This is a genomic window from Streptomyces incanus (assembly GCF_042656345.1).
Classification (GTDB): domain Bacteria; phylum Actinomycetota; class Actinomycetes; order Streptomycetales; family Streptomycetaceae; genus Streptomyces; species Streptomyces incanus.
Genome location: NZ_JBHSPC010000122.1, coordinates 1 through 26,356, shown reverse-complemented (window position 1 = coordinate 26,356; position 26,356 = coordinate 1). Strand labels below are relative to the sequence as shown.

General features: G+C 70.8%; 15 protein-coding genes and 3 pseudogenes. 8 read left to right on the top strand and 10 right to left on the bottom strand.

Annotated elements, in window-relative coordinates:
- Positions 1-507: 507 nt before the first annotated feature.
- The gene (locus ACFP2V_RS32575; RefSeq protein ID WP_381218881.1) at positions 508-1,077 is read left to right on the top strand and encodes a hypothetical protein; all 570 of its coding nucleotides are present in this window, start codon (positions 508-510) and stop codon (positions 1,075-1,077) included.
- A gap of 422 nt (positions 1,078-1,499) precedes the next feature.
- Here the strand turns inward: ACFP2V_RS32575 and ACFP2V_RS32570 are convergent, their stop codons facing one another.
- The 5 genes and pseudogenes from ACFP2V_RS32570 to ACFP2V_RS32550 form a co-directional block, all read right to left on the bottom strand.
- Entirely contained in the window at positions 1,500-2,297 is a 798-nt protein-coding gene (locus ACFP2V_RS32570) for a DUF1963 domain-containing protein (protein ID WP_381218880.1), read from the bottom strand.
- A 92-nt stretch (positions 2,298-2,389) separates the two neighbouring features.
- A pseudogene (locus ACFP2V_RS32565) lies at positions 2,390-3,109 on the bottom strand (IS6 family transposase).
- A gap of 268 nt (positions 3,110-3,377) precedes the next feature.
- Positions 3,378-4,037 (bottom strand): response regulator, encoded by a 660-nt coding sequence (locus ACFP2V_RS32560; RefSeq protein WP_381218879.1) that lies wholly within the window; start codon positions 4,035-4,037, stop codon positions 3,378-3,380.
- Positions 4,034-5,182, bottom strand: a complete 1,149-nt coding sequence (locus ACFP2V_RS32555) for a sensor histidine kinase (protein ID WP_381218878.1) — start codon at positions 5,180-5,182, stop codon at positions 4,034-4,036. Before ACFP2V_RS32555 ends, ACFP2V_RS32560 begins: the two co-directional genes overlap by 4 nt.
- Positions 5,179-6,015: a CPBP family intramembrane glutamic endopeptidase gene (locus tag ACFP2V_RS32550; protein ID WP_381218877.1), complete on the bottom strand. Its 837-nt coding sequence runs from the start codon at positions 6,013-6,015 to the stop codon at positions 5,179-5,181. Before ACFP2V_RS32550 ends, ACFP2V_RS32555 begins: the two co-directional genes overlap by 4 nt.
- A 1,256-nt stretch (positions 6,016-7,271) precedes the next feature.
- Here ACFP2V_RS32550 and ACFP2V_RS32545 point away from each other — a divergent pair.
- Complete coding sequence (locus ACFP2V_RS32545; RefSeq protein WP_381218876.1) at positions 7,272-7,865, top strand: isochorismatase family protein; 594 nt, start codon at positions 7,272-7,274, stop codon at positions 7,863-7,865.
- A 119-nt stretch (positions 7,866-7,984) separates the two neighbouring features.
- Here ACFP2V_RS32545 and ACFP2V_RS32540 read toward each other — a convergent pair whose 3' ends face one another.
- A complete protein-coding gene (locus ACFP2V_RS32540) occupies positions 7,985-8,323 on the bottom strand; it encodes an SCP2 sterol-binding domain-containing protein (RefSeq protein ID WP_326756737.1) in 339 nt (112 codons plus the stop codon).
- Between the two features lie 299 nt (positions 8,324-8,622).
- Between ACFP2V_RS32540 and ACFP2V_RS32535 the strand changes: the two genes are divergently transcribed.
- Positions 8,623-10,455: a CocE/NonD family hydrolase gene (locus tag ACFP2V_RS32535; protein ID WP_381218875.1), complete on the top strand. Its 1,833-nt coding sequence runs from the start codon at positions 8,623-8,625 to the stop codon at positions 10,453-10,455.
- A 218-nt stretch (positions 10,456-10,673) separates the two neighbouring features.
- On the opposite strand, the gene ACFP2V_RS32530 is transcribed toward ACFP2V_RS32535, so the two are convergent.
- Positions 10,674-19,136, bottom strand: coding sequence for a type I polyketide synthase (locus ACFP2V_RS32530; protein WP_381218874.1), 8,463 nt, complete (start codon positions 19,134-19,136; stop codon positions 10,674-10,676).
- A 624-nt stretch (positions 19,137-19,760) separates the two neighbouring features.
- Here ACFP2V_RS32530 and ACFP2V_RS32525 point away from each other — a divergent pair.
- Positions 19,761-19,925 (top strand): annotated as a pseudogene (locus ACFP2V_RS32525) (pirin family protein); the annotation flags it as partial.
- Between the two features lie 873 nt (positions 19,926-20,798).
- Here ACFP2V_RS32525 and ACFP2V_RS32520 read toward each other — a convergent pair.
- On the bottom strand, positions 20,799-21,215 hold the full coding sequence (locus ACFP2V_RS32520) for a CBS domain-containing protein (RefSeq protein ID WP_381218873.1): 417 nt from the start codon (positions 21,213-21,215) through the stop codon (positions 20,799-20,801).
- A gap of 71 nt (positions 21,216-21,286) precedes the next feature.
- On the bottom strand, positions 21,287-21,847 hold the full coding sequence (locus ACFP2V_RS32515) for a hemerythrin domain-containing protein (protein WP_381218872.1): 561 nt from the start codon (positions 21,845-21,847) through the stop codon (positions 21,287-21,289).
- Between the two features lie 282 nt (positions 21,848-22,129).
- Here ACFP2V_RS32515 and ACFP2V_RS32510 point away from each other — a divergent pair, with 282 nt between their 5' ends.
- The 3 genes and pseudogenes from ACFP2V_RS32510 to tpg all read left to right on the top strand — a co-directional run bounded on the left by ACFP2V_RS32510 (position 22,130) and on the right by tpg (position 23,405).
- Positions 22,130-22,315: a DnaB-like helicase C-terminal domain-containing protein gene (locus ACFP2V_RS32510; RefSeq protein ID WP_381218871.1), complete on the top strand. Its 186-nt coding sequence runs from the start codon at positions 22,130-22,132 to the stop codon at positions 22,313-22,315.
- Positions 22,312-22,629, top strand: coding sequence for a DnaB-like helicase C-terminal domain-containing protein (locus tag ACFP2V_RS32505; RefSeq protein ID WP_381218870.1), 318 nt, complete (start codon positions 22,312-22,314; stop codon positions 22,627-22,629). Before ACFP2V_RS32510 ends, ACFP2V_RS32505 begins: the two co-directional genes overlap by 4 nt.
- Positions 22,630-22,855: 226 nt before the next feature.
- Positions 22,856-23,405 (top strand): annotated as a pseudogene (gene tpg / locus ACFP2V_RS32500) (telomere-protecting terminal protein Tpg).
- A 104-nt stretch (positions 23,406-23,509) separates the two neighbouring features.
- On the opposite strand, the gene ACFP2V_RS32495 reads toward tpg, so the two are convergent.
- Positions 23,510-24,037 (bottom strand): DUF6328 family protein, encoded by a 528-nt coding sequence (locus ACFP2V_RS32495; RefSeq protein ID WP_381218869.1) that lies wholly within the window; start codon positions 24,035-24,037, stop codon positions 23,510-23,512.
- A 1,093-nt stretch (positions 24,038-25,130) separates the two neighbouring features.
- Here ACFP2V_RS32495 and ACFP2V_RS32490 point away from each other — a divergent pair.
- Positions 25,131-26,186 carry a hypothetical protein gene (locus ACFP2V_RS32490; RefSeq protein ID WP_381218868.1) on the top strand — a complete coding sequence of 352 codons (1,056 nt, stop codon included), beginning with the start codon at positions 25,131-25,133 and terminating at the stop codon, positions 26,184-26,186.
- The last annotated feature ends 170 nt before the right edge of the window (positions 26,187-26,356 follow it).

Below are 26,356 nucleotides of genomic sequence, written 5' to 3'. Positions count from 1 at the left end.
CACCCCGATTGGATCTGCACCCATCGAACTCCTGAAGCGGGTGCCGCAGGTTCGAATCCTGCCGGGGGCACCAGCAAAAACACCCCGGACCGATCATGGTCCGGGGTGTTTTTGGCATCTTCCTTGACGAGCGCGGGCAACAGTTGTTGTTGTCGGCTGGCGTCCGTGAGCCGGTGCCGCCGTCCTGATGCCCAAGGGCAGAACGAACTTGGGAGGGGCAGTCAAGGACGACCACCCCGCAAAAGAACGCCCGATGGCCTGCACCAACCCCCCAGTGCGACGGCGGAGTGGTTCCCGACCCGCACTCAGCTGCCCCGGACGACGTGACTCTGCGCATCTTGCGAGGTGCAGATGTTTCATCGGTATGCGGTGAGTGCTGCGTTTTCCCCCGGCTGGACTCACGATTTCACGCCTTGGACATGTCCGAAATGACAGTTACGAGGGCTGTCGTTACGTTCATCGCAGGTCGGTCGCCCGACCGACGTCCGTGAGACAGAGAGAAGTGACATGCCCATGCGTACCTTTGCTGTGGCCGCTGTCGGCGTAGGCGCGGCGGTCCTTGCAGCCACCGGTATCACCTACGCCGCGACCTCCGGATCCGCCCCGGCGTCCCCGTCTGTCCACCAGCCGGCCGCATCTGTCCAACGGGCTGCCCAGCCTGTCCAACGGGCTGTCCAGCCTGACCAACGAGCCGCCCCTGCCGCGGCTCCCGCGAGCGGCGGCAGCGTAGACGGAGAGAAGGGCGAGGGCCGCGACCGCGAGGGCGGCGGACGCGACCACGGCCATAAGGAAGAGGGAAGGATCTACTTCAACGAGCGTGTGTACTCCGCCTCCGCTGAGGGCTGCGTCACTGCGGCCAGTGGACTGGGCTCCAGTAGCTTCAACGTTTTCAATGACAGCCGGAAGACTGTCGAGGTCTTCCGTGGCTTCACCTGTGACAACGGCGCCCCGGTCGCCACCGTGGGTCCCCACGGCGCCACCAATGGCGTTGTGACCCGTACCGTCCACGGGGGCGTGTTCGGTGACGATGGCGTCGTGGGCAGCTTCCGGGTGCTCGGCGACTACGACGAATGGTGACAGCGCCGCCCGGAGCACAGGAAAGGTCCCGGCCCGCCGTAATCGGGCCGACGTTCCCGGCGTCGTGGATGTACGCGGGGTGAGCTTCCCCCAGAGCGTTGCCCTTGATGGCGGACACACCATAGCCGCACGCACTGACAATGGAGGTGACTCAGCCTGCCTGCCCAGCCGGGCCGTCTCTGGGCTGTCCGAGGTCAGCCAACGCCGACCGACAACGACAGAAGCCCACGGTATCTGAACCGGTCAGAACCGCGGGCTTCTTCAGTCTCGCTGGTCAGCCGGACCGGTGATCAACAGACCGGCCAGTCAGGCCGCACAGACCGCAGAGCCGCCCCCGTGCCAGATCGTGCGGGGACCAGGAGAACACGAGGCACCCGGACGACGGCGGTGTGGCCTCCGGCCACGATCTTCCGCTGTGCGGATCAACAGCAGAGGACCTGTGCCACTGCCATGCGGAAGTCGCCGGTCGCGAGTGCTTTGACCGGGATCGTGAAGTACAACGTTCCGGCGTCTCCCCAACCCCATCCGAGTTCGGTGTCCTCGGCGAGCTGGAGCAGGTGGACCGCGGGGCCGTCGGCGTCGCGGGACGACCCCTTGAGCGTGTACGAGGTGTCCGGCCAGCCGAAGGCGCAGTGACTGCCGGCGGTGTTCCCGTCGAGATCTCCCATCTCGCCGAGGATGAGCGATGCCGCTCCCCAGTGCTGGTCCCTGTCGAACTCCACGTCCTCGTCCTCGACGTCCCAGCAGTCCGGGAGCATGCTCACCTCAGCCGCGTGGACGGGCATCGCCGGGTAGCTTCTCGCTGGTTCGGGCGCCGTCGTCTCGACCGCCCGTGCCGGGTCGGCGGGAATGACGCGGCATACCTCAGATTCGAGCATGTCCAGTTTGCGGTACTCCTCGTACGGCAGGTCCGGATCGAGGTAGAAGAAGTTGAGCAGGCCGGGCCGTATGGGCAGTTCATTGCCCAGCCATGCAGCGAGGGCATCGGTGTCCAGTACGGCATGCAGGGACAGCGGAACCCCGCTCTGCTCGGGCCAGCGGGTCTCCGGTTCGAGAAGGGCAGGCCCACCAAGTCGGCATTGCCCGGTGGCCGGGATACTTCCCGTTGAGCGGATCAGTCGAAAGCCGCGGCGGGCCATGGCAGCGAACTGCCGACCGGCCTTCTCACCGAGCCGTTCTGTGCATACGCGGCTCAAGTCGGCAGGGTCTTCGAACTGCATGTCAGGATCTCCTCAGGTGCTGTCACGTTGTTGAGTGTGTGAGTGCCTGACGGTGTGTCGGGCGCGGTGAGGCCGGGTTCCGGCTTCCGTGCTCAGGCCGCGGCAGGCAGGCCGGCGACGCCGGTGACCTGATCCCAGACGGCGAAGCGGATGGTCATCTCGGCTCGGTATTCGCCGGCGGTCATCAGATGGCGGCGGGGCCGGAAGTGGGGTGAGATACCGCTGAACGCGGACAGGAACCGCTGTGCTCCGCCGGCGGAGCGGAAACCCTTCATCGCGCGTTCACGCTGCCGGGTGGGCTGGTGGCTGTTCTCGGCCCGGTTGTTCAAGCCCTGGTGGGAGCGGTGCTCGACGGAGGGCAGGACCTCGCGGTGGGCCGCCCCGCAGGAGCGCAGCCTGTCGGTGACGACCACCCGCGGCACCGCACCGGTCCTCTTCAGCAGCCTGCGGAAGAAGCGCCGGGCCGGGGCCTGGTCCCGTCGGGACTGCACCAGGATGTCCAGCCCGGTGCCGTGCTGGTCCACGGCCCGCCACCGGTACTTCTACTCCCCGTTGATCTTCACGAAGACCTCGTCCAGGTGCCACTTGTCGCCGGGCCGGGGCTGCCGGCGGCGCAGGCCGTTGGCGTACTGCTGACCGAACTTCACGGACCAGCGGCGGATGGTCTCGTAGGAGACGACCACGCCGCGCCCGGGCATCAGCTCCCCGGCCTCGCGGAACGACAGCGGGAAGCGGAAGTGCAGCCATACGCAGTGGGAGATGACCTCGACCGCGTACCGGTGCCCCTGGTACGACGGCGCCGTACTGCCCACGGACGATCCCCCTCCACCATGATCAACCCGAAGATCATCCCACCCGGTCAGCCAACGTGACAGCACCCCCACCGGCCCCATCAAGGCATCGCCAACGCCCGCCCGCTACGCCCCTTACCGATGCCGATCAGCGATCCGGAGCAGATCACCCACCTCGACATACGACGACGCCAACGACTCGGCGGCATCCTCCACGAGTACCGACATGTCGCCTGAACTGGACGGATGAGCTTTTCGGCAGGCGCACCGTCAGGGACCGTGGCCCGCTTCAGGACACTAGGCCCTGACGGTAGGCGTAGACGACTGCCTGGACGCGGTCGCGGAGGTCGAGCTTCGTGAGGATGCGGGAGACGAAGGTCTTGACCGTCTCCCGGCTGATCACGAGGGCCGCGGCGATCTCGTTGTTGGAGAGGCCGTCCGCGATCAGGCGCAGGACCTCCAGTTCGCGGGGAGTCAGCGGGACGTCGGGCCCGTTGTCCTCGGTGGGGCGGATCCGGACGGCGTACCGGCCGACGAGCTGGCGTGTCACCTCGGGGTCCAGTAGTGCGGCGCCCGCCGCCACGGTCCGGATTCCGTGCAGCAGTTGGGCCGGTGGCGCGTCCTTGAGGAGGAAGCCGCTCGCGCCGGCGCGGAGCGCCTCGTAGACGTATGCGTCGAGGTTGAACGTCGTCACCACGAGCACCTTGACGGGGTGCGGTACGCCGGCGCCGGCCAGGAGGCGGGTGGCCGATATGCCGTCGAGCACCGGCATGCGGATGTCCATCACCACGACGTCCGGGCGGAGTTGTCCGACGAGGTCGACGGCGGTCCGCCCGTCCCCGCACTCGGCCACGACCTCGAGATCGGGCTGGGCGTCGATGATCGTCGCCAGTCCGGTGCGGATCAGTACCTGGTCGTCGCAGATCAGGACGCGGATGGGCGCGGTCACGACGGGCTCCCGGCGGGTATGTGGGCGCGGACGACGAAGCCGCCGTCCTTCTGTTCCTCCGCGCTGAAGTCGCCGCCGAGGACGTCGACCCGTTCACGGAGACCGGCCAGGCCGCGCCCGCTCCCGGAGAGTCCGGGGGCCTTTGAGCCGGAGCCGTCCGTGCCGACCTCCACGGTGATCTCTCCTGAGCCGTGGCGCACCCGGACGGAAGTGCGGCTGCCGTGGGCGTACTTGAGGGCGTTCGTCAGGGACTCCTGCACCACCCGGTAGGCCACGAGGTCGGCGCTGCCGGTCGACTCGGCCGGTGTGCCCTCTTCGGTGAACTCCACGGGCTGACCGGCCCGCCGTGTCTGTTCGACGAGGGTGAGGAGCCGGCCGGCGGGTGGGGTCCTGGGCTCGGTGCTGTGGTCGGGGTTGAGCAGGTCGAGCAGGTGCCGCAGATCCGTGATGGCCCGGCGGCCGGTGTCGGTGACGGCTGTCAGGCTCTGGTCGAGGCGATCGGGGACGGCGGTCAGACAGCGGGCCGCCTCGGCCTGTACGACCATCGCCGTTACGTGGTGGGTCACCACGTCGTGGAGTTCGCGGGCGATGCGGGCGCGTTCGGCGGCGCGAGTGTCCTCGGCGACGCGGCGGCGGCGCTCGGCCTCCAGGGCCCGGGTGTGACGAACCCATGACCCGACGCCCCAGGCGAGTGCCACGGCCAGGTAGAACGTCACGAACTCGCCGGGCGGTTCGCCGGGGCCGAGCCGGTGGAGCGCGACCGCCAGCGGGACGTATGCCACGGAGGCGGCGATCGCGGTTGCCCGCCTGTGGTGTTCCAGGTGGGAGGCCACGCTCAACAGCGTGATGGGCAGCGCGATGCCGGCGAGTGAGTGGTAGCCGCGGAGCTGGTCGAGGGCGAAGCCGATCGACACCACGGCGAAGCAGAGGACGGGCCACCGCCGGCGTCCGGCGAGCGGAAGGCACTGGAGGGCGATCGCCGCGAGGGCCAGGGCGTCGAAGGGGCGGGTCGGCAGGCCACCGAGCTCCGTGCCGTTGTCGTGGTAGACCAGCGAGGCGGCGAACAGGACCGCTGCGAGCGGGACATACCAGACTGCGGCGCCTGACCGGCGCCACAGTTCCTGGATCCACGGAAGTCCGGTCACTGGGGCAGTGTAGTGGGGGTGGCGGCGATCCGGTCGGCACGCCGACGGGGCACCAGGTTGCCGCGCTTGCGGGCCAGCCATATGAACCCGATCGTCACCAGTACGCCGAACAGCACCGCGTACACGCTGCCTTCCGGTCCGAAGTCGCCGCCGGTGACCCACGTCGGGCCCGACGTCATGCTGTCCAGCAGTCCCTGCGGGGTGTCGTTGCCGGAGACCTCGGTGCTGAAGATGCCGGCCGCCGCGAAGTTCCAGCCGAAGTGGAGGCCGATTGGCACCCACAGGGTGCGGGTCGCGGCGTAGGCGGCGGCGAGCATGCCGCCGGCCTCGATCGCGATGGCGAGGGCGCCCCACAGGTCGGCGTCGGGGTTCAGCAGGTGCGAGAGGCCGAACAACAGTCCGGTCAGCGTCAGTGCGATCCAGGTGCCGGTGCGCTCCTCGATGATCCTGAACAGGACCCCCCGGAAGATCAGTTCCTCCGTCACGGAGGCGGCCGCCATGAATCCGACCAGCCCCACAGCGCCGGACACCGAGCCCAAGCCGTTGATCTCGTAGTGCGCGTTGACGTAGATGTTCGTGATCACGGCGCCGAACATCGCGACGCCGATCAGCATCCCCCGGCCGATCGCGGCCCCGGCACCCTTACGGGCCACTTCGGTGGCCGGGCGGTGCTCGGTCTTGCTGACCACCCATCCGTAGACGAGTACGGCGAGCACGCAGACCAGGAGTCCCAGGACGAGCTGGAGCCAGGGGTTTTTCTCCACGGCGGCGACGACCTGAACGCCGATCATGGCGACCACCACGACTGCCGACAGCTGCCAGACGAACCTCATGAACGCTCCTTCTCCGGGTCCGCGGCCGGGGTGCCGCGACGCCTCGAACGCTACGGATCCGGCGTCCGTGAATCGTCACCTCACGGTGGACACCTGCGCGTAGCTCGCGTGGGGGACAGGCGCTCCGACGGGCCGTTCGATTCGGGTGTCGGCGCACCTGGCTGCCCGGAAGACCGCCCGCATGTTCGCGCGTTCTCGCACAGGAGGCACCGTCCGACGCCCCCCCCGAACCGGTCACCGGCCTGGGAGTGCCTCGACGGGTATGACGTCCCGAGCGCGCTGACGTCCGGCCGGGGGCCCGGCGCCCGACGCTCGGGACCTGGGCTCTGAGTGGAACCTCTCCGGACCGGGAAGGCGGAGTGGGCGCCGCCTTTGCCGCTCTCCTCGGGGGCACTTGGCGTTTGCAGAGGTCCGGCGGCCCCTCAGCGCGGTGAGTGTCGCCGGCTCACGAGGATGAGCAGAGGTCATGGCAGTGAGCAGGGATTGCTCACTCTGGTGTAGCGATCTTGATGCGTCTGGCGGGCGACGGATCGCTTCGCGGACTGCCGCTACAAGGGACTTGCCCTGGGGAAACCACGGCTGCCGCGATTTGCGCTCACCGAACTGAGCGGTGCTCAGCGTCCACGAGTGGGCCAACGGATGGCTCCAACACCGTGTCTTATGTGGCGAGGCAGAGGAGTCGCTTGTAGTGGCACAGGGTGACGGCAAGTCCGAGAAAGGCTGGGGAACTGAACCGGTCTTGGTCGCCGAAGACGGCATCGCAAGTTCGACCTCAATAACTACATACTGTCTACGGCTGTTGCCCTGAGGCGTGGCACCGTTCGGGCGCCGGTCGAAGGCGGGCCCGTCACCCGTCTCTGCGCTTCCGGCCGTTCCCGATAACCCGTTCCCTTCTTCCGGCCCGCCGGCCTGGGTGCTGACCGCCCGCGCCCAGAGCACCGACGCCGTACCCCCCGGAGAAGCCCTGGACGTCCTGTGCTCCTCCTACTCATCGCGGCCTGGTGCCCCTTCCGAACCGCACGTCGTGCAGATGTGGACTCCGCGGGATCCCTGTACCGAGCAGGGGACAGGGCGCCGTTGAGATGGGGTGCAGGTTGCCCCGTTCCGGTTGCCGGACCAGTGCCCAGTGGTGCCCGGCATGAGGTCACCCGTTCGGCGTAGCCGGTCGGGCGCTTCTTGCTGTGATCGTCCAGCATTGGAAGGGATTTCCGCAGTGGTTCTTTCCTGTGTTCCACCGTGCTGATGAGGTGGTCGTGATGAGCCGGGGCTTGATCGTGGTGGATGTGCAGAACGACTTCTGCGAAGGGGGCAGCGTTCCCGTCACGGGAGGGGCGCGGATCGCCTCGACGATCGCGGACCTGGTCGAGCGGAGTGCGGGGCGTGACTACCAGTACGTGGTGGCCACCCGGGATCATCACATCGATCCGGGCAGCCATTTCTCCGAACACCCGGATTTCCAGGACAGCTTCCCCGTCCACTGCGTGGCAGGAGGCGAAGGAAGCGAGTTCCATCCCCACTTCGCGCCTGTCGTCACGGGCGGCAAGGTGCACGCCGTTTTCTTCAAGGGCGCCCACGGCGCATCCAAGAGCGGCTTCGAAGGCGCGGACGTGGAGGGAACGTCCCTGGCGGACTGGCTGCGTGCCCGCGGGGTCGAGGGCGTCGACGTGGTGGGCATCGCGACGGACCACTGTGTGCGTGCGACCGCCCTGGACGCCGTCGCGGCAGGCTTTCGCACACGCGTACGCCTGGATTACTCGGTCGGGGTGGCCCCGCACACGACGGCTGCCGCCCTGAACGACTTCCGCCAGGCCGGCGTCGCGGTTTCCGGCGAGGCATCGGTACCGGAATAGTCCTGGCACCGGTTGTCCAGGCCACCCGTCCGCTGGTTGAGGAACATGCGTGGTGAAGCGTGCGCTGAGTCCTCGCGGACCCGTTGCCGTCCCGGACGTCACTCAACTCTGTGCTGCTTCTACTGCTTGGCGAGTTGGAGCAGGTCAGCGAACTTCTCCGCTGCTGCGGTATTGCCGGTCATCTTGACGTGACCGGCGAAGAAGCCCTGCGTGAGGCCTGACTTCGGGGCGTCATAGACCTTGGCGAAAGTCGAGGCATCCATCACCATCGTGAGGCCAGCACCACCCGGGTTTCCTCGCTCGACCTTCCCGGCCGACGGGTCGATCCACCACTCCCCGCCGCCCTCACCGGTGATGCTGACCTGGAACTTGGTCTCAACCTTGCGCGCTTCGTCCGCGTGGCGCACAAGACCGGCGCCGAAGTCTTCGTCGAACCACTTCTGCACGTCGACAGCCATCAGTTCTCCTCTGAGGGGTCGGGCATAGCCGGACGATTCACCTTGTCACGCTGAGTGTCCGCCTGGAATTCGAACAAAGAGGAGATCACTCTTTAGGCGGAGTGAAAGGGTTCACCAGGGGGCGCTCAGGGGGGCGCTCGGATCGCGCTGAGTGGTGGCCGCGCTTCTGCACACCCTGCGCCCTTTGCCTTCGGTGAAGGAGTGGACCGAAAGGATCGGGGACATGCCGGGCCTCCGGCAGACGGCATGTGCCGGCGGTGCCGCAAGGCTCGGTCGGCGACAGCGAGAGGACGAACATCGTGAGCCACCCGCACAACAACGACGGCGTGGGTACCGCAGCACAGTTGAGCCGGATCGCCCGGCACGGCATCTACACCTCGCCCACGTCGCTGGACCCGGCCGCCGCCCACGTCGCCGAGGCGCTGATCGCCACCCTGGACGGCACGGCTGAGCAGCCGGTGCTGCCCCCTGACCTGCAGAGGCTGACGGAGCAGGTGCAGCAGCAGGCGATCATCGGCTTTCCCCGCATCGCTGCCGAGGGTGGCGTACGGCTGTCGGCGCACACGATCAAGCTCAAGACCGACGAGCCCCGTCCCGTGGTGATCATGCCCGCCGGTTGGACGCCCCTGGGCTGGGGCCTGTTCGAGTACACGTACCTCCAGCTGGCGGTGCGCGGCTACCACGTACTGGCCTACACCCCCCGTGGGATCGGCCTCACGATGGCCGTGCCTGGCAAGGGCTATGTGGATGGGCCGTTCACCTCCGGGGGCACGATCGACGTGGCCGGACCTCTCGACTGGGCCGATGGCTTGACCGTCATCGACTACGCGGAGAAGCACTTCAGTCCCAGCCGGATCGCCTTCATGGGCGAGTCCTACGGTTCGGGTATCAGCCAGCTGGTCGCGGCGCACGATCCGAAAGGGCGCGTGGCCGCGGTCGTGGCTCTGAGCACCTGGGGCGACCTGGCCGCGAGTCTCTACCAGCACGACACCCGGCACCTGGCGGCGGTGACCGCCCTGATCAACTTCACCGGCGGTCCGGTCGAGCGGAAATTCGACGCGGCCACCCAGCAGATCCTGGCGGACTTCCAGGCCGGCCGGAACCTCGACACGGTAGTGGAGTGGGGCAAGGAGCGGGCGCCCTCCTCGTACGCCGACAAGACCAACGCCCGCGGTGTTCCCACCTTCTTCTCCAACACCTGGCACGAGACGCTGTTCGCAGCCAACCAGGTCATCGAGCACTTCAACGGCCTGACCGTGCCCAAGCACCTGAACCTGTGGATCGGCGACCACGCCGCGCCCGAGGGCGCCGGTCTGACCATCCCGTTCAGCGGGCCGAACCAGCCGGTCGAGGAGGCGTTCGCCTGGCTGGACCACCACGTGCGCGGGATCGACAACGCCGTACCCACCTGGCCCGCGGTCAACAGCCAGATCATGTTCACGTACGAGACCCGGACCGATCCGCAGACCGGAAGCACCGAGATCGTCACACCGGCTGCCCGCGAGTCCAGCCCGTCCTGGGAGGACGTCACCACCTCCACCGAACGGTGGTACCTGACGGCCACCGCATCGGACGACCGTGACGGCGGCCTGGCAACCGAACCGGAAACGGGCTGGGAGCGGGAGTTCACCGCCGGGCAGCCGACCGAGGCCGTCGCGGCAGACGCCGTCATCACGAGCGGCCAGGCCGAGTGGAACGGCAATCCGAAGATCTACGTCACGGAGAAGTTCGACCGGCAGAACCTCGCGGTCTGGACGAGCGATCCGATCGCGGCGGGCAGCCACGGTGGCGCGGCACGCCGGATCCGGGGCATCTGCGAACTCGCGCTGACCGTGCGCAGCACGGCCCGCTCCACGACCCTGGTGGCCTGCCTCTTCGACCTCGGCCCCGACAGCATGGCTCGCATCATCACCCACGAGCCCCTCACACTCACCGACCTGGCCCCCGACCGGGACCACAGTGCCACCTGGAAGCTGCAGGCCGCTGGCTACGACCTGCCCCAGGACCACCGGCTGATGCTGGTCGTCACCAGCAAGGACCCGCTCTACTCGGACGCGAGCGTCGACGGCAGCACTACAACGATCAGCTCCCCCGACAGCAAGGCCGCATGCCTGACGCTGCCCCTGGGCTGATCCGGCACCACGGGGGCGGGGCACGCCACCATCTCGCACCCGCCCCCTGCGAAACGCATCCCTCAACTCGCTGGCGAGCCCGTCACGCGGAGACACCCGCCCGCCTGCGGTGTCCACCCGGTGCGGTGCGCACCCCGCACGTGCGGGTTGATCTCTGCCTCCTGTTTCCGGCCTCAGGACTGGTAAGGCCGCATGTTCATGTGTCCCGTATTCCTCGATCAAGCAGTCCAGCCTGTGACGCCGGTTGTCCCCAGAGGACCTGCCGGGGCATCCCGCGACACCTGCGACCGGTGCAGGGCATCAGGGGTTCGTCGGTCCGGATCGGCCAGCCAGTGGTGGACTGCGAGCGCGGTGGTACGGGCATGCTCTTCCAGCATGGTGAAGTGGTCTCCGGGCACGGTGACTTCGGTGTGCGGAAGATCCCATACCGGGGCGGGCTCCGTGCCGGGCAGCGGGTCCCGGGCCCGTACGAAGAGGGTGGGGGAGGCGAGCCGCACAGGCTTCCAGCCGGCGAAAAGCTCGAAGTACCCGGCCATGGCAGTGAGTCGGTCCGGGGCGGTCGGGAGGAACTCCGCCGCCCGGTGCAGCATGTCCGACGTCATCGCGGAGAGCGCCTGCCCACGGTCGTCGTCACTGCTGGGATAGGTGTCCACCAGGACAACGGCGAGCGGGGCGGAGCCTTCGGCCTCCAGCCGCTCGGCCACGGCCTGGGCCACCCAGCCACCGGCCGAGCGGCCCAACAGGACCAACGGTCCGTCACCCGCGGCCGCGCGGACGGTGGCGGCCTGGGCGGTGACGAGGGCGTCCAGCGTGGCCGGCAGCGCCTCCCCGTGCCCGAACCCCGGGTGCCGCACCGCCGCGACCGGCCGCAGGCCCCGCAGTCCGGCGCCGAAGCGCGCGTATTCCTGGGGTCCCGAGAGCGCACTGAGGGCGGGGAAGCAGATCAGCCGGGGCCCCGCGCCGCCCGGTGCGAGCGTCACAGGATCGAGTGCCGCACCGGGCGCCCCGGCGCTGTCGAAGGCCGGGCGGAGGCGTGCGGCGATGGTGAGCAGCGCCATGCCGTCCCAGGTCCGCCCCCGGTCGCAAGCGGCGCGGAAGAGCGCACCCAGGGAATCCGAAGCACCTCCGGTGTCCGGTGCGTCCCCGGCCCGCGCCGGGGCTTGCGGCGGACCGGCCATCCCCGGACCGCCGGGAACACCGTTGTCCGCCGTTCGGCCGGGGCCGCCCGGGTGGCCGATGGCATCCGGCCGTTCGAGGACGCCGGGGTTGCCGGGGACACCGGTGACGCCGGGAGGAGTCGCCTCCTGGGCGTACCGCTCTGCCAGTTCGGCGGCAACCGTGCGCGGGGTCGGGAAGTCGAACAGCAGCGTGGGCGGCAGCGTCAGCCCCGTCGACGTCGCGAGCAAGTTGCGCAGGTCGACCGCGGCCAGGGAGTCGAGCCCCAGGTCTGCCAGCAGGTCGTCCCCGGCAATCGCGGCCGCCCCCTCCGGGTGACCCAGTACCGAGGCCGCCAGGGCCCGCACCTCCGTGAGCAGCAACTCGCCCCGCTCGCCCGGGGAAGCGGCCGCCAGCTGTCGGCCGAACAGGGCCCCGCCCCCGCCGCCCGTCCCCGCCGCACCGGGGACGGGCGGCCGGGACCGGCCCGCCGCTGGATCGCCGCCGCTCAGGACGGCCGGAGCGAGGCGGGCTGCCACCACCACCGGGTCGTCACCGGCCACGGCGGCGTCGAAGAGGGCCAGGCCCTCGTCCGCCTCGAGCGGGCCGAATCCCGAGCGGGCCATCCGCCGCAGGTCCGTGTCGGTGAGGTGCGCCATCATGCCCTCGCTCTGCCGCCAGGGACCCCAGGCGATCGACGTACCGGGCAGACCGAGCCGTCTCCGGTGCCGTGCCAGGGCGTCCAGCACGCAGTTGGCGGCCGCGTAGTTGGCCTGACCGGCTGAGCCGAAGGTACCCGCCACCGAGGAGAACAGCGCGAACATTGCCAAGTCGCGTCCCCGGGTCAGCTCGTGCAGGGCGAGGGCGGCGTCCGCCTTGGGCCGCAGCACCCGCTCCAGACGGTCGGCGGTGAGCGCCGGGAGGGTGCCGTCGTCCAGCACCCCCGCGGTGTGCACCACACCGGTCAGCGGATGGGCCGCCGGCACCGAGCCGAGCAGGGCGGCGAGCGCCGTCCGGTCCGCGACGTCGCACGCCCGGACGGTCACCTCGGCGCCCGACTCGACCAGTTCCGCGACGAGTTCGTCCACCCCCGGTGCGTCCGGTCCGCGTCGGCCGGCAAGCAGCAGACGTCGGACGCCATGGGCGGCGACCAGGTGCCGTGCCACCAGCATGCCCAGGGAACCGGTACCGCCGGTGACCAGGACGGTGCCCCCCGGATCGAGCCGCCGCCGGGACCGCCGTTCCCCCGTCGCCCCGGCCACCCGGACCAGCTTCGGTACGTACGCTGTTCCCCGTCGTACGGCTGTCTCCGGCGCCACGGCGGCCAGCAGGACGGGGAGGAGGCGCACGGAGTCGGGGTGATCGTCCATGTCGACCAGGGCGAACCGGCCCGGATTCTCCCGCAGGGCCGAGCGGACCAGCCCCCACACCGGTGCGTGGGCCGGTGCGAAAGCGCATCCACCGGATGCGCCGGAACCCCCGGAACCGGTGCCACCGTCAACCGGACCACCATCGTCCGGGGTGACGGCGCCGGAAGTGACAAGGACGAGACAGGAGTTCGCCGGACGAGGTTCGGCGAGCCACTCCCGTACCAGCTTCAGTGCCCAGCCCGCCGCCCACCGTGTCTGCGCCGCCGGGTCCTGTGCACCGCCGGCCGTGTCCGGTGGTGGTGGGCACGGTGCAACGAGGACGGCCGGTGACGCGCCGTCCGCCGCCAGGTCGGCGTACACCGGAACGCCGGAACCCCGGGGCGCGAGCACATCCACCGGCCGTGTGCCCGCCGTGCCCAGGACGCCCCACGGGGGCACCACCGGAGGTACGGGCGGCTCGGGCAGCGGCACCCAGTCCATCCGGTGGAGAACCCCAGGGGCCGGATCCACCGTTCCCGATCCGGTACGCGGAAGGGGCCGGAGCGTCAGCGAACGTACCGCGGCCACCGGCGCGCCCGCCGCGTCGGTCAGCTCCACCCCGGCCCGCCCGTCCGGACCGGGAGTGATCCGCACCCGCAACCGCCGCGCACCGGCCGTGTGCAGGCGCACCCCGCCGAAGGCGAACGGCAGGGAAACCCCACCACCATCCGTCCTGTCCGTTCCGGCACGGTCCGCCGTGCGTCCGTCGAGCGCCAGGGCGTGCAGCGCCGCGTCCAACAGCGCCGGATGCAGGACGAACCCTGGGCCACCCGCGTCCGGGAGCGGGGCCCCGGCGGCCTCGGGCAGCGTGACCTCGGCGTACAGCTCCTCCCCGAGCCGCCAGGCGGCGCGCAGGCCCCGGAAGGCGGGGCCGTAGCTCAGCCCGCTTCCGGCCAGCCGCTCGTACGGGTCGGCACCCGGATCGCCGGCGTACAGAGGCACCGCGCCCGGCGGCGGCCAGGGCGCGGCCCCGGCCCCGGCCCCGGTCGCGGCCGCTCCGCGGTCCGCCGGCTGCCGCTCCGGCACGAGCGTCCCGGAGGCATGCCGATGCCAGGGCCGGTCACCCGTCGGTGTGTGCGGCCGGGCGTGGAAGAGCACGGTCCGCCGTCCCGCACCGTCTGGCCCCGACACCTTCACCTGCAGCTCGACCGTGCCGTCCGCAGGCAGCGACAGCGGCGCGGTCAGGGCGAGTTCGTCCAGGACGGGCGCGCCCGCCGACTCACCGACGTGCAGGGCCATCTCCACGAAGGCGGCCGCCGGCAGCAATACCGTCCCCGCCACCACATGGTCGGCCAACCAGGGCTGCTCGTGCACCGAGAGCAGCCCGCTCAGCAACAGCCCGTCGTCGTCGGCCGTCGCGGTGCGGGACGACAACAGCGGGTGGGCCGGGGCGTCCGGTGGGGGAGTGGCCCGATGCCGCGGGGTGGCGTCGAGCCAGTACCGGCGGCGCTGGAAGGCGTACGTGGGCAGGGGGACGCGCCGACCGCCGCGCCCGGCGAAGACGGCCCGCCAGTCGACGGGCACGCCATGGGTGTGCAGCGCGGCCACAGTGTCGAGCAGGGCGTCCGCCTCCGGCCGCACCCCGCGCAGAGTCGGCAGGACCAGCGGCGTCGGGGTCCGCTCGCCGACGGGCGCTCCGTCCGTGCCCGGGCCCGCGGGAGCCGCTCCGGTCGCGGCGAGGCCGCTGCGGACCAGGCCGGTGAGCACCCCGTCCGGCCCCAGCTCGACGTAGTGTGCCGCGCCCCGGTCCTGGAGATACGCCACTGAATCGGCGAAGTGGACCGGGCGGCGGACATGGTCCACCCAGAACTCCGGTGAGCTCAGCTCCTCCTCGGTGGCGGTCCGGCCGGATACGGCGCTGACCAGGGGAATCCGCGGCGCGGCGAAGGAGAGGCGCCGCACCACGTCCGCGAAGTCGGCCAGCATGGGTTCCATCCGCGCGGAGTGGAAGGCGTGGCTCACCCGCAGTGGCGTCGTGGACCGGCCCCGCTCCTGGAAGTGCGCGACGGTCTTTTGCACTGCGGTCTCGTCCCCGGAAACGACCACCGAGGCGGGCCCGTTGACGGCGGCGACCTCCACCGCATGCCCCGTCCGGGCGAGTCGGGCGGCCACTTCGGCCACCTCGTCCGCGTCGGCGGCCACGGCGGCCATCGCACCGCCCGCAGGCAGCACGTCCATCAGCCGGCCCCGGGCCGCCACCAGGGTGCAGGCGTCCGCGAGGGACAGCACCCCGGCGACATGCGCCGCGGTCACCTCGCCCACCGAGTGCCCGGCCACCAGATCCGGGCGCACACCCCAGGCCTCGAGCAGCCGGAACAGGGCCGTCTCCAGAGCGAAGAGCGCCGGCTGCGCGAACCGGGTCGTGTGCAGGAGCGCGTCCGTCTCCGTGCCGGAGCCGGCGAACACGACGTCCCGCAGAGGCACCGGCAACAGCGGGTCGAGCAGGGAGCAGCTCTCGTCGAACGACCGGGCGAAGCTTGGATGAAGTTCCCGGGACTCGTACAGCTCACGTCCCATGCCCACGCGTTGGCTGCCCTGGCCGGTGAAGAGCAGGGCCAGCGGGCCCTGGTGACGGGACGTGCCCGTCCGCACCCCGGGCCGGCTTTTTCCCTCCGTCACCGCCCGCAGGGAGGCGAGCAGTTCCGCACGGTCCCGGGCCACCACCACGGCCCGGTGCTCGAAGGCCGCGCGGGTGGTGGCGAGCGAGTAACCGAGGTCCACCGGCACCGCGTCCGGGTCGGCGGCCACCTGGTCGTACAGCCGCCGCGCCTGGGCCCGCAGCCCCGGCCCGCTCCTCGCCGACACCGCAACAGCCACGGACGGCGGCACCGCCCCGCCATCGAAGCGGCTGCTCCCGGCCCCGTCGTCCGCCACGGAAACCGGCGGCGGGGCATCCCGATCCGCCGGGGCCTCCTCCAGCACCACATGGGCGTTGGTGCCGCTGATGCCGAAGGAGGACACCCCCGCCCTGCGGGGGCGGTCTGTCCTCGGCCACTCCACCTCCCGGGTCAGCAGCGCCAACCGCCCCGACGACCAGTCGACTCGGCTGGTCGGTTCGTCGGCGTGCAGCGTACGCGGCAGCACGCCGTGGGCCATCGCCTGCACCGTCTTGATCACGCCCGCCACCCCGGCGGCGGCCTGGGTGTGACCGATGTTCGACTTCACCGAGCCCAGCCAGAGCGGATGCTCCCGCGCCTCCCGCCCGTACGTCGCCGAAAACGCCTCCGCCTCGATGACATCGCCCAGCCGGGTGCCGGTGCCGTGTGCCTCCACCGCGTCGATGTCCCCGGGGGCCAGCCCCGCGTCCGCGAGGGCCTGCCGGATCACCCGCTGCTGCGCCGGGCCGTGCGGTGCCGTCAGCCCGTTGCTCGCCCCGTCCTGGTTCACCGCCGAGCCGCGGACCACAGCCAGCACCGGAAGCCTGGCGCGGCGCGCCTCGGACAACCGGCTCAGCAACAGCATGCCGGCGCCCTCGGCCCATCCCGTGCCGTCGGCGGACGCACCGAACGCCTTGCAGCGGCCGTCCGGGGCCAGCGCCCGCTGCCGGCTGAACTCCACGAACGACGAGGGCCCCGACATCACCGTGACCCCGCCGGCCAGCGCGAAGGAACACTCGCCCCGGCGCAGCGCCTGGGCCGCCAGGTGCAGGGCGACCAGGGACGACGAGCACGCCGTGTCCACCGTGACGGCCGGGCCCTCCAGGCCGAAGGTGTAGGCGATACGACCTGAGGCGACGCTTCCGGCGCTGCCGATGCCGAGGTAGCCCTCGACATGCGCGGGTACCTCTGTGAGACGGCCGGCGTAGTCGCTGTACATCAGCCCGACGTACACCCCAGCCGACGAGCCGCGCAGGGTGCGGGGAACGAGACCGGCTTGCTCGAGGGCCTCCCACGCCACTTCGAGCAGCAGCCGGTGCTGCGGGTCCATGGCCAAAGCCTCGCGGGGGGAGATGCCGAAGAAGCCGGGGTCGAAGCGGTCCACACCGGAGAGGAAGCCGCCCTCACGCACGTACGTCCGGCCGGACCGCCCGGGGTCCGGGTCGTACAGCGCCTCCGTGTCCCAGCCCCGGTCGGTGGGGAACGGACCGATGGCGTCCCTCCCGTCGGCCACCAGCCGCCACAGCTCCTCGGGGGAGGTCACGCCCCCGGGATAGCGGCAGGCCATCCCCACGATCACCACAGGATCGTCGTCCGACCGAGTCGCGCCTCGGTGCGCGATTTCGGCTCCCGACGGTGCGGTGGCGCTCCGCGAACGGAGGTGGGCGGCGAGCGCGGCGGCCGTGGGGAAGTCGAAGGCGACGGCCTCGGAGAGCGGGAGGCCGGTCGCCGCCGACAACCGCTCCCGTAGCACCGTCGCCGTCAGCGAGTCCATGCCGAGATCGCGGAGCGCCGTTCCGGACTCCACCGCCTCCGCCGTACAACCGAGCACGGCCGCAGCCTCGTTCCGCACCAGGGCCAGCAGGTCCGCCGTCGACTCCTCGACCGCCCCTGTGCCCAGCGTCCGTGCGGGCCGGTCGGCGAGGGTGTGCCGCCGCACCTTTCCAGAAGCGGTACGGGGAATGCCCTCCACCTCGTACAGTTCGGCGGGCACCTTGAAAGCGGACAGTTCCGCACGACAGGCGGCGAGGACCGCCCCCCTGTCCAGTACACCGCTGCCCGGTGCGGGGACCAGATAGCCGACCGGCACCTCGCCGAAGACGGGGTGCGGGCGTCCGGCCACGGCGGCGTCCGCCACCCCGGGCAGCCGCCGCAGCACCGCCTCTACCTCCGAGGGGTGGATGTTCGCCCCGCCTCGGATGATCAGCTCACTCGCCCGGCCGGTGATCACGAGTTCGCCGGAAGCCTCGATCCTGGCCAGGTCGCCGGTGCGGAACCAACCGTCGCGCAATACCTCGGCGGTGGCCTCCGGCCTGCCGTGGTAGCCGGCCATGACTCCAGGCCCGCTCACCCACAACTCGCCCTCGCCGGTGTCCTGTCCGTTCGCGCCACCGTCGACCCGGACCCGGGTGCCGGACAGCACCTGGCCGCACGACCCGGCCGCCGATGTGCTGCCCGGTGCCGCCATGGTGACCGGACCCGCCTCGGTGCTGCCGTAGTGCTCCAGGTAGGGGGCCCGGCAGATTGCCTCGAAGGACCTCCGGAACTCGGACCCCGCCGAAGCGCCCCCGCTGATGCAGCCCCGCAGCGCGGGCGCCCTGAGCCCGCCGCCCTCCTCCCCGTCACCCTCCTCGCTCCGGACCGCGTCGAGCAGGGCCGAGTACGTCGTCGGCACCCCGCCGAGGAGGGTGTAGGGGGCGTCCGTACGGCGCAGTTCGCCGAGCACCTCCGCCACCGAGAACCGGGGCGGGAGCATGGCGCTCGCCCCGGTCGCGGTCACCCCGAGGGCGCAGACCACCTGGCTCATGGCATGGTGGAGGGGCAACGGCCACAGCACCCGGTCCCGTTCCGACAGACCGAGAACACCGACGAGGCCCGCCGCGACCGGCGCGAGGCGGTTGCGCTGGGTGGACAGTACTCCCTTGGGGGTGTCGGAGGACCCGGAGGTGTAGAGCAGCCACGCCGTCTCGTCCAACCCGAGATCGTCCCGGGCGGGCGTCCCCGGCTCCGTACACGCCAACTCCTCGTACCGGAGAACGCCGCCCGCTGCCCCGGCCCCATCCGCCAATGCTCCGGAGTCCCCGGACAGCGGAGTGTCCCCGTCCTCCTCACCGCCCTCGGCCACCACCACGATCAGCCCGGGGCGGGACAGCAGTCCCCGCCGATGCGTCAGCCGGGCTTCATCGGTGATGAGCACGCGCGCACCACAGTCCTCCAGCAGACGGGCCAACTCCGCCCCTGAGCTCCCGGGATCCAGCGGCACGCCCACCCCGCTCGCCCGGGTAACGGCGAGCAGGCTCTCGACCGCCTCGACACGGTTGCCGAGCAGGATGGCCACCCGTTCGCCCCGCGCCAGGCCGAGCCCCGCCACATGCCCGGCCAGCCGTCCGGTCCTGCATTCCAGGTCCCGGTAGGTCCGCCGCGTACGGCGGTCCTGGAAGGCGACCTTCTCCCCGAGGCGCCGGGCATGTTCCCGGAGCGACTCCGGCAGTGGCCTGATGGTGTCCGTGTCTGTACCCACTCGTTCCGACCCTTCCGTGGACTCCTACGGAAGATGGTGGCGCGGTTCGCCTGGTTCCCCTGCGGCAGTGGCGCAGCGACCCTGCTCATTCCGTGGCGGGGGCCCTGCCCTTGCCGAATACCTCATCCATACAGGTGGGAGCGGGTTTCGGGGTGCCGGCCGCGGCCGATCGAGCCGCCGCTATCGCAAGGCGGCGGTGGGCGCGGCATGGTGATCGGTCGTGCTGCTGAGACCGGCGTACCTGGGCGTGACGAACGCGTTCGCGATGCTGCGGCTGCTGCCACGAACCGCATCGCCCCGTACTTCGCGATGCGTTCAGCCCTCGCCTGCCCCGTGGCGCCGCCTTCTTCGCGTTGTAGACCTCCGTCAAACGCGCGATGGCCTTGTCCTGGGTCGCAAACCCGGACTCCTTCACCTGCTTCCCAGCCGCCGACCGGTACCGGAGCTTGTACGGGTGAGGGCACTTCGACCACCGCGACCGCGGATGCTCGCACTCCTTGAGGAACGACCCCATCCCACGAACCAGGGCAGCAGAGCTCACGGTTGCCGACTCCTCCAGGGCCGATGCTGACCGTCGGCGGTCCTGAACGCCGCTGACCTGCACTGATGCGCGCAGGATTCGCTATGTTCTGGAACTGGATCGGCCGGACCCAGGAGGAGATCGAACAGGCCCGCCGGGACTGGATGGAGGGCACGCGGTTCGGCGAGGTGAAGGGTTACGACGGTGCCCCGCTGCCGGCCCCCGAGCTCCCGCCGGTGCCGCTGAAGCCGCGCGGAAGGGTGCGTTGACCTGCGGAAACGGATGACTGGTTGGTGACGGGTGGGCGACTCATCGTTGGGCGTTGTCTCCCGTCCTTCCAACGCGTGCGGGAGGGCGGCTGGACGTGCTGCAGGCCCCCTGCGCGGGGCCAGGCGATTCCACGGTGTGTGAACCGTTCCGGGTTGGCCGGAGACTCCGACTGACCGACGTCTCGACTGTCCTGTTTGCGATTTGTCGGCCCGCCGGGCGTCACCACGCACGCGGCCGGACGGCGCTTGTGACTTCATAGCGCCTCTGTGTGTCAAGCGGCCTGAGCGAGGTGGTTCCGTCGATCTCGTTTCATGATCCGGTAGACCACGTTGGACAGCCGTCGTTTGAGGGCCCTGCGGGCTTCCGAAGGGTCTTCCCCTCACTGATCTTGCGGAGGCAGTAGTCCTGTCCGCGCCCGCCGTCGCGGATCTGGCAGACGGCGATGGTGTGCAGCACCGAGTTCAGCGCGCGGGTGTCGGCCGGCGGCGGCACGCTCTCAGTGAGCCGGCCTGAGGGCGGCAAGGAACACTACGGGCCCGTGCCGACCAACACCCTGGACGCTACGGCTGCAGACCGAGCATCTGGGCCCTATTGGACAAGTCAGGAGCCTGGCCAGAGGCCCCATCACGCCGGGGGGCACCCCGTTCCTTCGATTCCCCGCAGGACGCCTTGCCGCACAGGGCACGGGAGGCCGCATCCATCGCGACCCACGATTCCCCGTTGGAGGGCGGGCAGCATGCCGGAGTCGGCTGTCCAGGCGAATGCGACGGCTTCTTGGGGGCGGCCCAAGTCCATGGAACGGCCCGGCGCGCCGTGGTCGGCCCGCGGCCGCAGCGCGCCGGGGTTCCGGGGGGTTCCGCGGGTGAGCGGGTTCAGTCGGTGGAGAGCGCCTGGAGCAGGTCGCCGACCTGCGGGTCGGGCAGGGCACGGGCCACATCGGCCTGGGCGATCATGCCGACCAGGCGGTGGCCGTCGATGACCGGCAGGCGGCGGACCCTGTGCGCGGCCATGGTGCGCATGATCTCGGCTGCGTCGTCGTCGGCGCCGATCGTGACGGCTTCGCCCTGGGCCAGCTCGCCGGCGGTGGTCGAGGCGGGATCCTTACCCGCTCCCAGGACCTTGACGACGATGTCCCGGTCGGTCAGGACGCCCTTGAGCCTGTCGTCCGTGCCGCAGATCGGCAGCGCGCCGACGCCCATCTCGGTCATCTTCCGGGCCGCGAGCAGGACGGGCTCGTCGGCGCCGATGCATTCGGCGCCCTCGGTCATGATCTCTCGTGCGGTGGTCATCGTCTGCTCCGTTCCCTCTGGCTCCCGCCTCCGGCCGGACGGCCGCAGGCAGCGCGGTGCCGGCGTGCGTATCAGCTCTTGCCGCGGCCGGTCAGCAGGTCGCGGGCCCGGTCCACCAGCCCCGCGCCGGGGCCCAGCAGCTTGTTGCCGGGAGGGGTGTCCGGTGCGGAGGGGTGCGGGCGGGTGGGCGCGGTCTTCTTCGCGGTGCGGACCTTGTCGCCCAGCTCGTCCAGGGTTTCGGGTGTGCACGCCGCGGCGAGCAGGGGGAACAGCCGGTCCTCCTCGTCGCGCACGTGCTCGCTCACCTCCAGTTTCAGCTTCGCCACCAGGTGGTCGAACTGCGGGTCCTGCGCGTCGAGGCCTTCCAGGTCCTTGAGGTGCTGTTCGACCTCGGCGTGGTCGGTGAGTTCCTTGTCGGCGATCTCGTCCCCGCCCTCGACGTGCTCGCGCACCGCCGGGTAGAGGTGCATCTCCTCGGCGACCGAGTGACGCACCAGCTCGATGGTCAACTCGTCGGCCAGTTCCCGGCGCCGGGGGTCGCCGACCGGCTGGGTCTCGAGCTGCGTGAACAGCGCGTCGACCTCCCGGTGGTCGGTGGTGAGTTCCGCGATCACGTTTCCGCCGTGTCCCATGTCGAAGAGTCCCTCCGGTTGTGGGCGTGAGCCGAAGACAACCACCCACGAGTACCCTCGGGGGCTCTTCCACACGCGCTGCCGCACCCCCACACAGCTGCGCTCCCACGCAGGCGAGGCCGTACACAAGACCTGCGTCGAAGCATGGATCGCCGCCAACCCGACTGAATCCCGGCTGGGCCGTTTCACCTTCGACCCTCGCCCCCAACGACGGGACGACGACCACACCATCCGGTCGCGGATCAAGGGCATCATCCGGGAGACCGGCCGCGCCCCCTGGTCGTGGTCGACTACCTCCAGCTGATGGAGACCGACCAGCGCTCCGCCCGGCAGTCCCCCTATGAGCGCGTGACCGGGATCAGCCGGGAATTGAAGATCCTCGCCGCCGGCACCGGCGCCGTGCTCATCGCCCTGGCCCAGCTCAACCGCGGGCTCGAACAGAGCGCCAGGACAAGCGGTCGGCGGTGAGCGACCTGCGGGACTCCGGGGCCCTGGAGCAGGACGCCGACGCGATCCTCCTGCTGCACCACGAGGACTACTACGCGCCCGAGTCCGGGCGGGCCGGTGAGACCGACCTGATCGTGGCCAAGCACCGCAACGGGCCCACCGCCACGGCCATGGTGGCCCACCAGTTCCACTACAACCGTCTGCGCGACATGTCCGCCGCCGAAGAACCCGCCTGTAGGTTCTCAAATCCCGTGTCATCTTCTCCGCCGCAGTCTCACGCGGATGTCATGTCGCAGGTCGGCGGCTTGCCACTGCCCAGCGAGCCGAGGAAATGACACGGGACCTGAGACAGCCGGCGGGTGACAGAGCGTGAGGCGCCGAGGAAACCCACAGGTCACAGCGTCGGCGTATGACACGGAGGGTGAGAACCTACACGCCTCCTGACCGCTCTGGACGCCGCTGTGCGGCCCGTTCCGCCCGTCGCCGGGCAACTCCCCGGCCCGGCCGTGAACGCCGCACGGCGGCCCACGCAGCCGATCATGAACGGAGCCCCCGAGGAGCATCGTCGAAGACGGCCTCGAGCGGGCCGTACAGCAGGCGTTCACTCGCCCTGTCCCCAAGTCCGCCGGCGCCCAGATGCGCCACCTGGTCAGGCAGCTCAACGGCACCCGCGCGGTGGCCGACGCGCTCGGCGTCTCCCGGCGCGCCGTGGAGCGGTACGTGAAGGACCAGATCCGCCGGCCCCGTGCCGAGCTTGCCCGACGCCTTCAGGACGTGATGCGCGAGCGCTGGCAGCCCCGCATCCGCGCCCAAGCCCGAAAGCAGGCGGCCGTCAGCCCCGGCCTGGTCGTCGACACCCGGGCCCGGTTCGGTTTCACCGCCGCGCCCGGCACCACCGACGACGTCCGCGTCCGCCACCTCACCCTCGCCCTGCCCCCTGCACCATGCGGCCCGCCTCTTCGACGCCCACGACGCCGGCGCCAGTGAGCAGCAGCTACGCGCCATCGCCGCCGAAGGCCTGGGCGAGGTCTACTTCCGCGACGGCGGCCGCCGTGCCCACGGCCTGGAAGTGGAGTTCACCGATGTGGAGCACCTGGAGTTCGACCTGTAGAGCCGGGCTGCGCCATCGGACCGTGGGAGTCTGCGCAGCTGTGCATTCGGCTGTGGGGGCTGCGGATTACCGCCGGGGTCGGCGCCCAGGGCGGACGGCCAGGACTACCGGCGGCTGGTGTAGTGGTGTCCGGCCCAGGCGGGAAGTACGAACCATATGGCGATCAGCCAGACGCTGATGGCGGCGGTCAGCCAGGCGGCGAGCGTGTCGTCGAGAGCCACCCGCAGCAACAGGAGCAGGGTCAGGACGGTGGTCGCTGCGAGCAGCGCCAGGCCGGCCTTGGCCATGCGGGAGGCGAGCCTTACGGTCTGGGGCTTGATGCGGCGGCCGACGACGATCCGGTGCAGGGAGGCCGGGCCGATGAGAGCCCCGGCACTGGCCGCCCCCAGGGTGACCGCGGCGACGTAGAGGGCCCGGTCGGTGTCGCCGAGGTCGGTGAAGGCGGGCTGGAAGACGGTGATGAGCAGGAAACCGAAGAGGATTTGCACACCGGTCTGAGCCACCCGTAGCTCTTGCAGCAGCTCGGCCCACATCCGGTCCGCACGCTCTTCGGCCGTCTCGTCGCGCCCCTGCCGCTGGACGGGAAGACCAGGGGCGGTCTCCCAGCGGCCTTCGGTGGACTTCCTCACCATTGGAACACTCCCTCGCTGGAGTCCCCGCATGAGATATTTTCCCCTACTTGCGAAGAGTGAACTGTTTTCGGCGTTACGAGCCCGCGCTGCCGTGAGGCGCCGCTTATGTCGGAGACACGCGCCGTCCTCGGGAACCCGGCAGGTGTGCCGTGTCCCGCACTCACCGCTTCCACCGTGACGTGGACGGCCCTTGTGAGAGGTCACCGTGCAGCGGGCTCGCACCACCAACCCCAACGAGTGAACCGCCGAACAGTGATGGCAGCTCCGGTGGCGGCACCTTCGGCCGACAACACGCCCTGGCTGCCACCCGGGCTTGCCCAGGTTCTGATCAGGGCTGCGAACCAGGTGACGACTGGCTGTCCGGCCCCGTGGCACCGGCTTCACTGATACGGCCGGGGCGTGCGACAGCATCGCTGCTGTCTGCGAGCGAAGGGAGGCGATCGCCTCGACCAGCTGGTCACGCAGGCACACACCCGCATCCAGCCAGGATGCCGCCGCGGTCGAGCCCGGGCCGTCTGACTGATCCCGGCCACCTGGTTCTGAATCTTTCAAGCGAGCCGGTCCGCAAGGGCAAGCACCCCGGCAGCGGCAACGATCACCGCTGAGCGGATGACCGTCACAGCCCGGCCCCACCTGCCGTTCCGCTGGACGTCGGTGCCCAGGTCGGCGCGATCGGGCCGGGAGCCGGTAAGCCCGAGCGGTGCCGCACAGGGCACCGCGTCGTCGACGCGAGGGTTCATGCCCGGACCAACGTGTGATCAGGATTTCCGACACAGCGCCACCGCCGTCATCACCCGTTCAGCCCACGCTGCCTTCACGGCGGCGCCCACCCGGGGCCGCGGGGCCGGGCCGCCCCGGGAAGGTCTTCTCCGCCTGTTGCCGTGGGCCCCACAGGGGTGGCAGGCGGCAGGCATGAAGCGTCCCGGCCGGTCTTGGCCGTACCGGACGCGAACCCGGCCGCCGGGCGATCTTGCCGGGGGTCCCACAGGATGGTCCCTGGCTGCCCGGCCTCGGCAATGCCCGGCAGGCAGCCGATTCCCCAGGCGCGGCGAGCTTGGGCCGGCCGCCTGACCCCCACCCCCAGGAGCACCCCATGGCAGTGATGACGGACGCGCTCGTACCGGCGCTGGAAGACGCCCGCCAGGCGCATGAGGCGCTCGTCGACCGATTGCGGGCGGATGCGACCATCACGCCGCCCGGCCCGTACCGGCAGATGCTCGAGCGCCAGGCGGACGACGTCCAAGACAGCCTCCAGCGCATCGAGCACCACATGCGCGAGCTGCGGCCCCGCAGCGGGCTGGTCGGGGACAGCGTCGATATCGCGCGGTTCATCTCGCGCAGCGCCGTGCGCACCGCCATGCTGCCGCTGACGATCGGATCCACGCTCGTGACGGACATGCTGCGCGGCCGGCGGCCCCACGACGAGCGGCGGCTGCTGAGGAACGCCCAAGACGAGTACGCGGTCACAGCCCGGGCGCTGGCAGCCTGCCGGGCCGGACAGAGCATCGCCGAAGAGGCCCACGACCAGGCCACCGCCGACCTGCTCGCCGCACTGCGCCGCCAGGACGAGGAACTGCTCGAAACACTGGAGGACAGCGTCGCCCAGAACGCCCGGGCCGTGGCGGCCGCGGCCAACGGCTTCGTCCAGGAGAACGGCGGCAACTGGGCCGACGCGGCCGCCCGCGCCGTGCGGACCGCCGCCGACCGGGTGCAAGACGTCGCCCAGACCGGCGGCCGGCGGGCCCGGGGTGCCGCCGAGGGCGCGGTGCGCGAGATGCCCGAGCCGACCCGCATGGCCGAAAAGGTCCAGGGAGCGGTGACCCGGGAGGAGGAATTGCCGATCCCCCGCTTCAGCCAGCTCAGCGTCGACGAAATCCAGCAGCAGCTGCGCACACTCTCCCAGTCGGACCTGACGGTCATCGAGGGATACGAACGCACCCACTCCAACCGCCCCCCGGTCCTGGACGCCATCGAGCAGCTGCGCGGCAGCGAACCCTGGCCCGGCTACGACACCATGAGCCCGGACGAGCTCACCGCCCGGTTGCAGAACGTGCCCGCCGGCGTCGCCCGCCAGGTCCAGGAGTACGAACGGCGCCACCAGCAGCGCCAGGAGATCGTCTCCGCCGCCGAGGCACGCACCACCCCATGACGCCAACAGGCGAGCGTCTGCCGGTAGACGGGTGAGGGCAGGACAGCGCAGCGCGCTCGCGCTCCCGGCGCCCGGAGGAACTCATGGCCAGCCCTGGAGTGCGATCTCTCGGTTGAGCTGCCCTACGTGAGGGAGCACCCGTTCGGGTCGGCAGTGATGGCGGCGGGAGC

Bases quoted from the DNA above. Each gene is read 5' to 3' on its own strand.
- ACFP2V_RS32575 (WP_381218881.1), top strand. From the start codon at position 508: ATGCCCATGCGTACCTTTGCTGTGGCCGCTGTCGGCGTAGGCGCGGCG.
- ACFP2V_RS32570 (WP_381218880.1), bottom strand. From the start codon at position 2,297: ATGCAGTTCGAAGACCCTGCCGACTTGAGCCGCGTATGCACAGAACGG.
- ACFP2V_RS32550 (WP_381218877.1), bottom strand. From the start codon at position 6,015: ATGAGGTTCGTCTGGCAGCTGTCGGCAGTCGTGGTGGTCGCCATGATC.
- ACFP2V_RS32545 (WP_381218876.1), top strand. From the start codon at position 7,272: ATGAGCCGGGGCTTGATCGTGGTGGATGTGCAGAACGACTTCTGCGAA.
- ACFP2V_RS32540 (WP_326756737.1), bottom strand. From the start codon at position 8,323: ATGGCTGTCGACGTGCAGAAGTGGTTCGACGAAGACTTCGGCGCCGGT.
- ACFP2V_RS32520 (WP_381218873.1), bottom strand. From the start codon at position 21,215: ATGACCACCGCACGAGAGATCATGACCGAGGGCGCCGAATGCATCGGC.
- ACFP2V_RS32515 (WP_381218872.1), bottom strand. From the start codon at position 21,847: ATGGGACACGGCGGAAACGTGATCGCGGAACTCACCACCGACCACCGG.
- ACFP2V_RS32495 (WP_381218869.1), bottom strand. From the start codon at position 24,037: ATGGTGAGGAAGTCCACCGAAGGCCGCTGGGAGACCGCCCCTGGTCTT.
- ACFP2V_RS32490 (WP_381218868.1), top strand. From the start codon at position 25,131: ATGGCAGTGATGACGGACGCGCTCGTACCGGCGCTGGAAGACGCCCGC.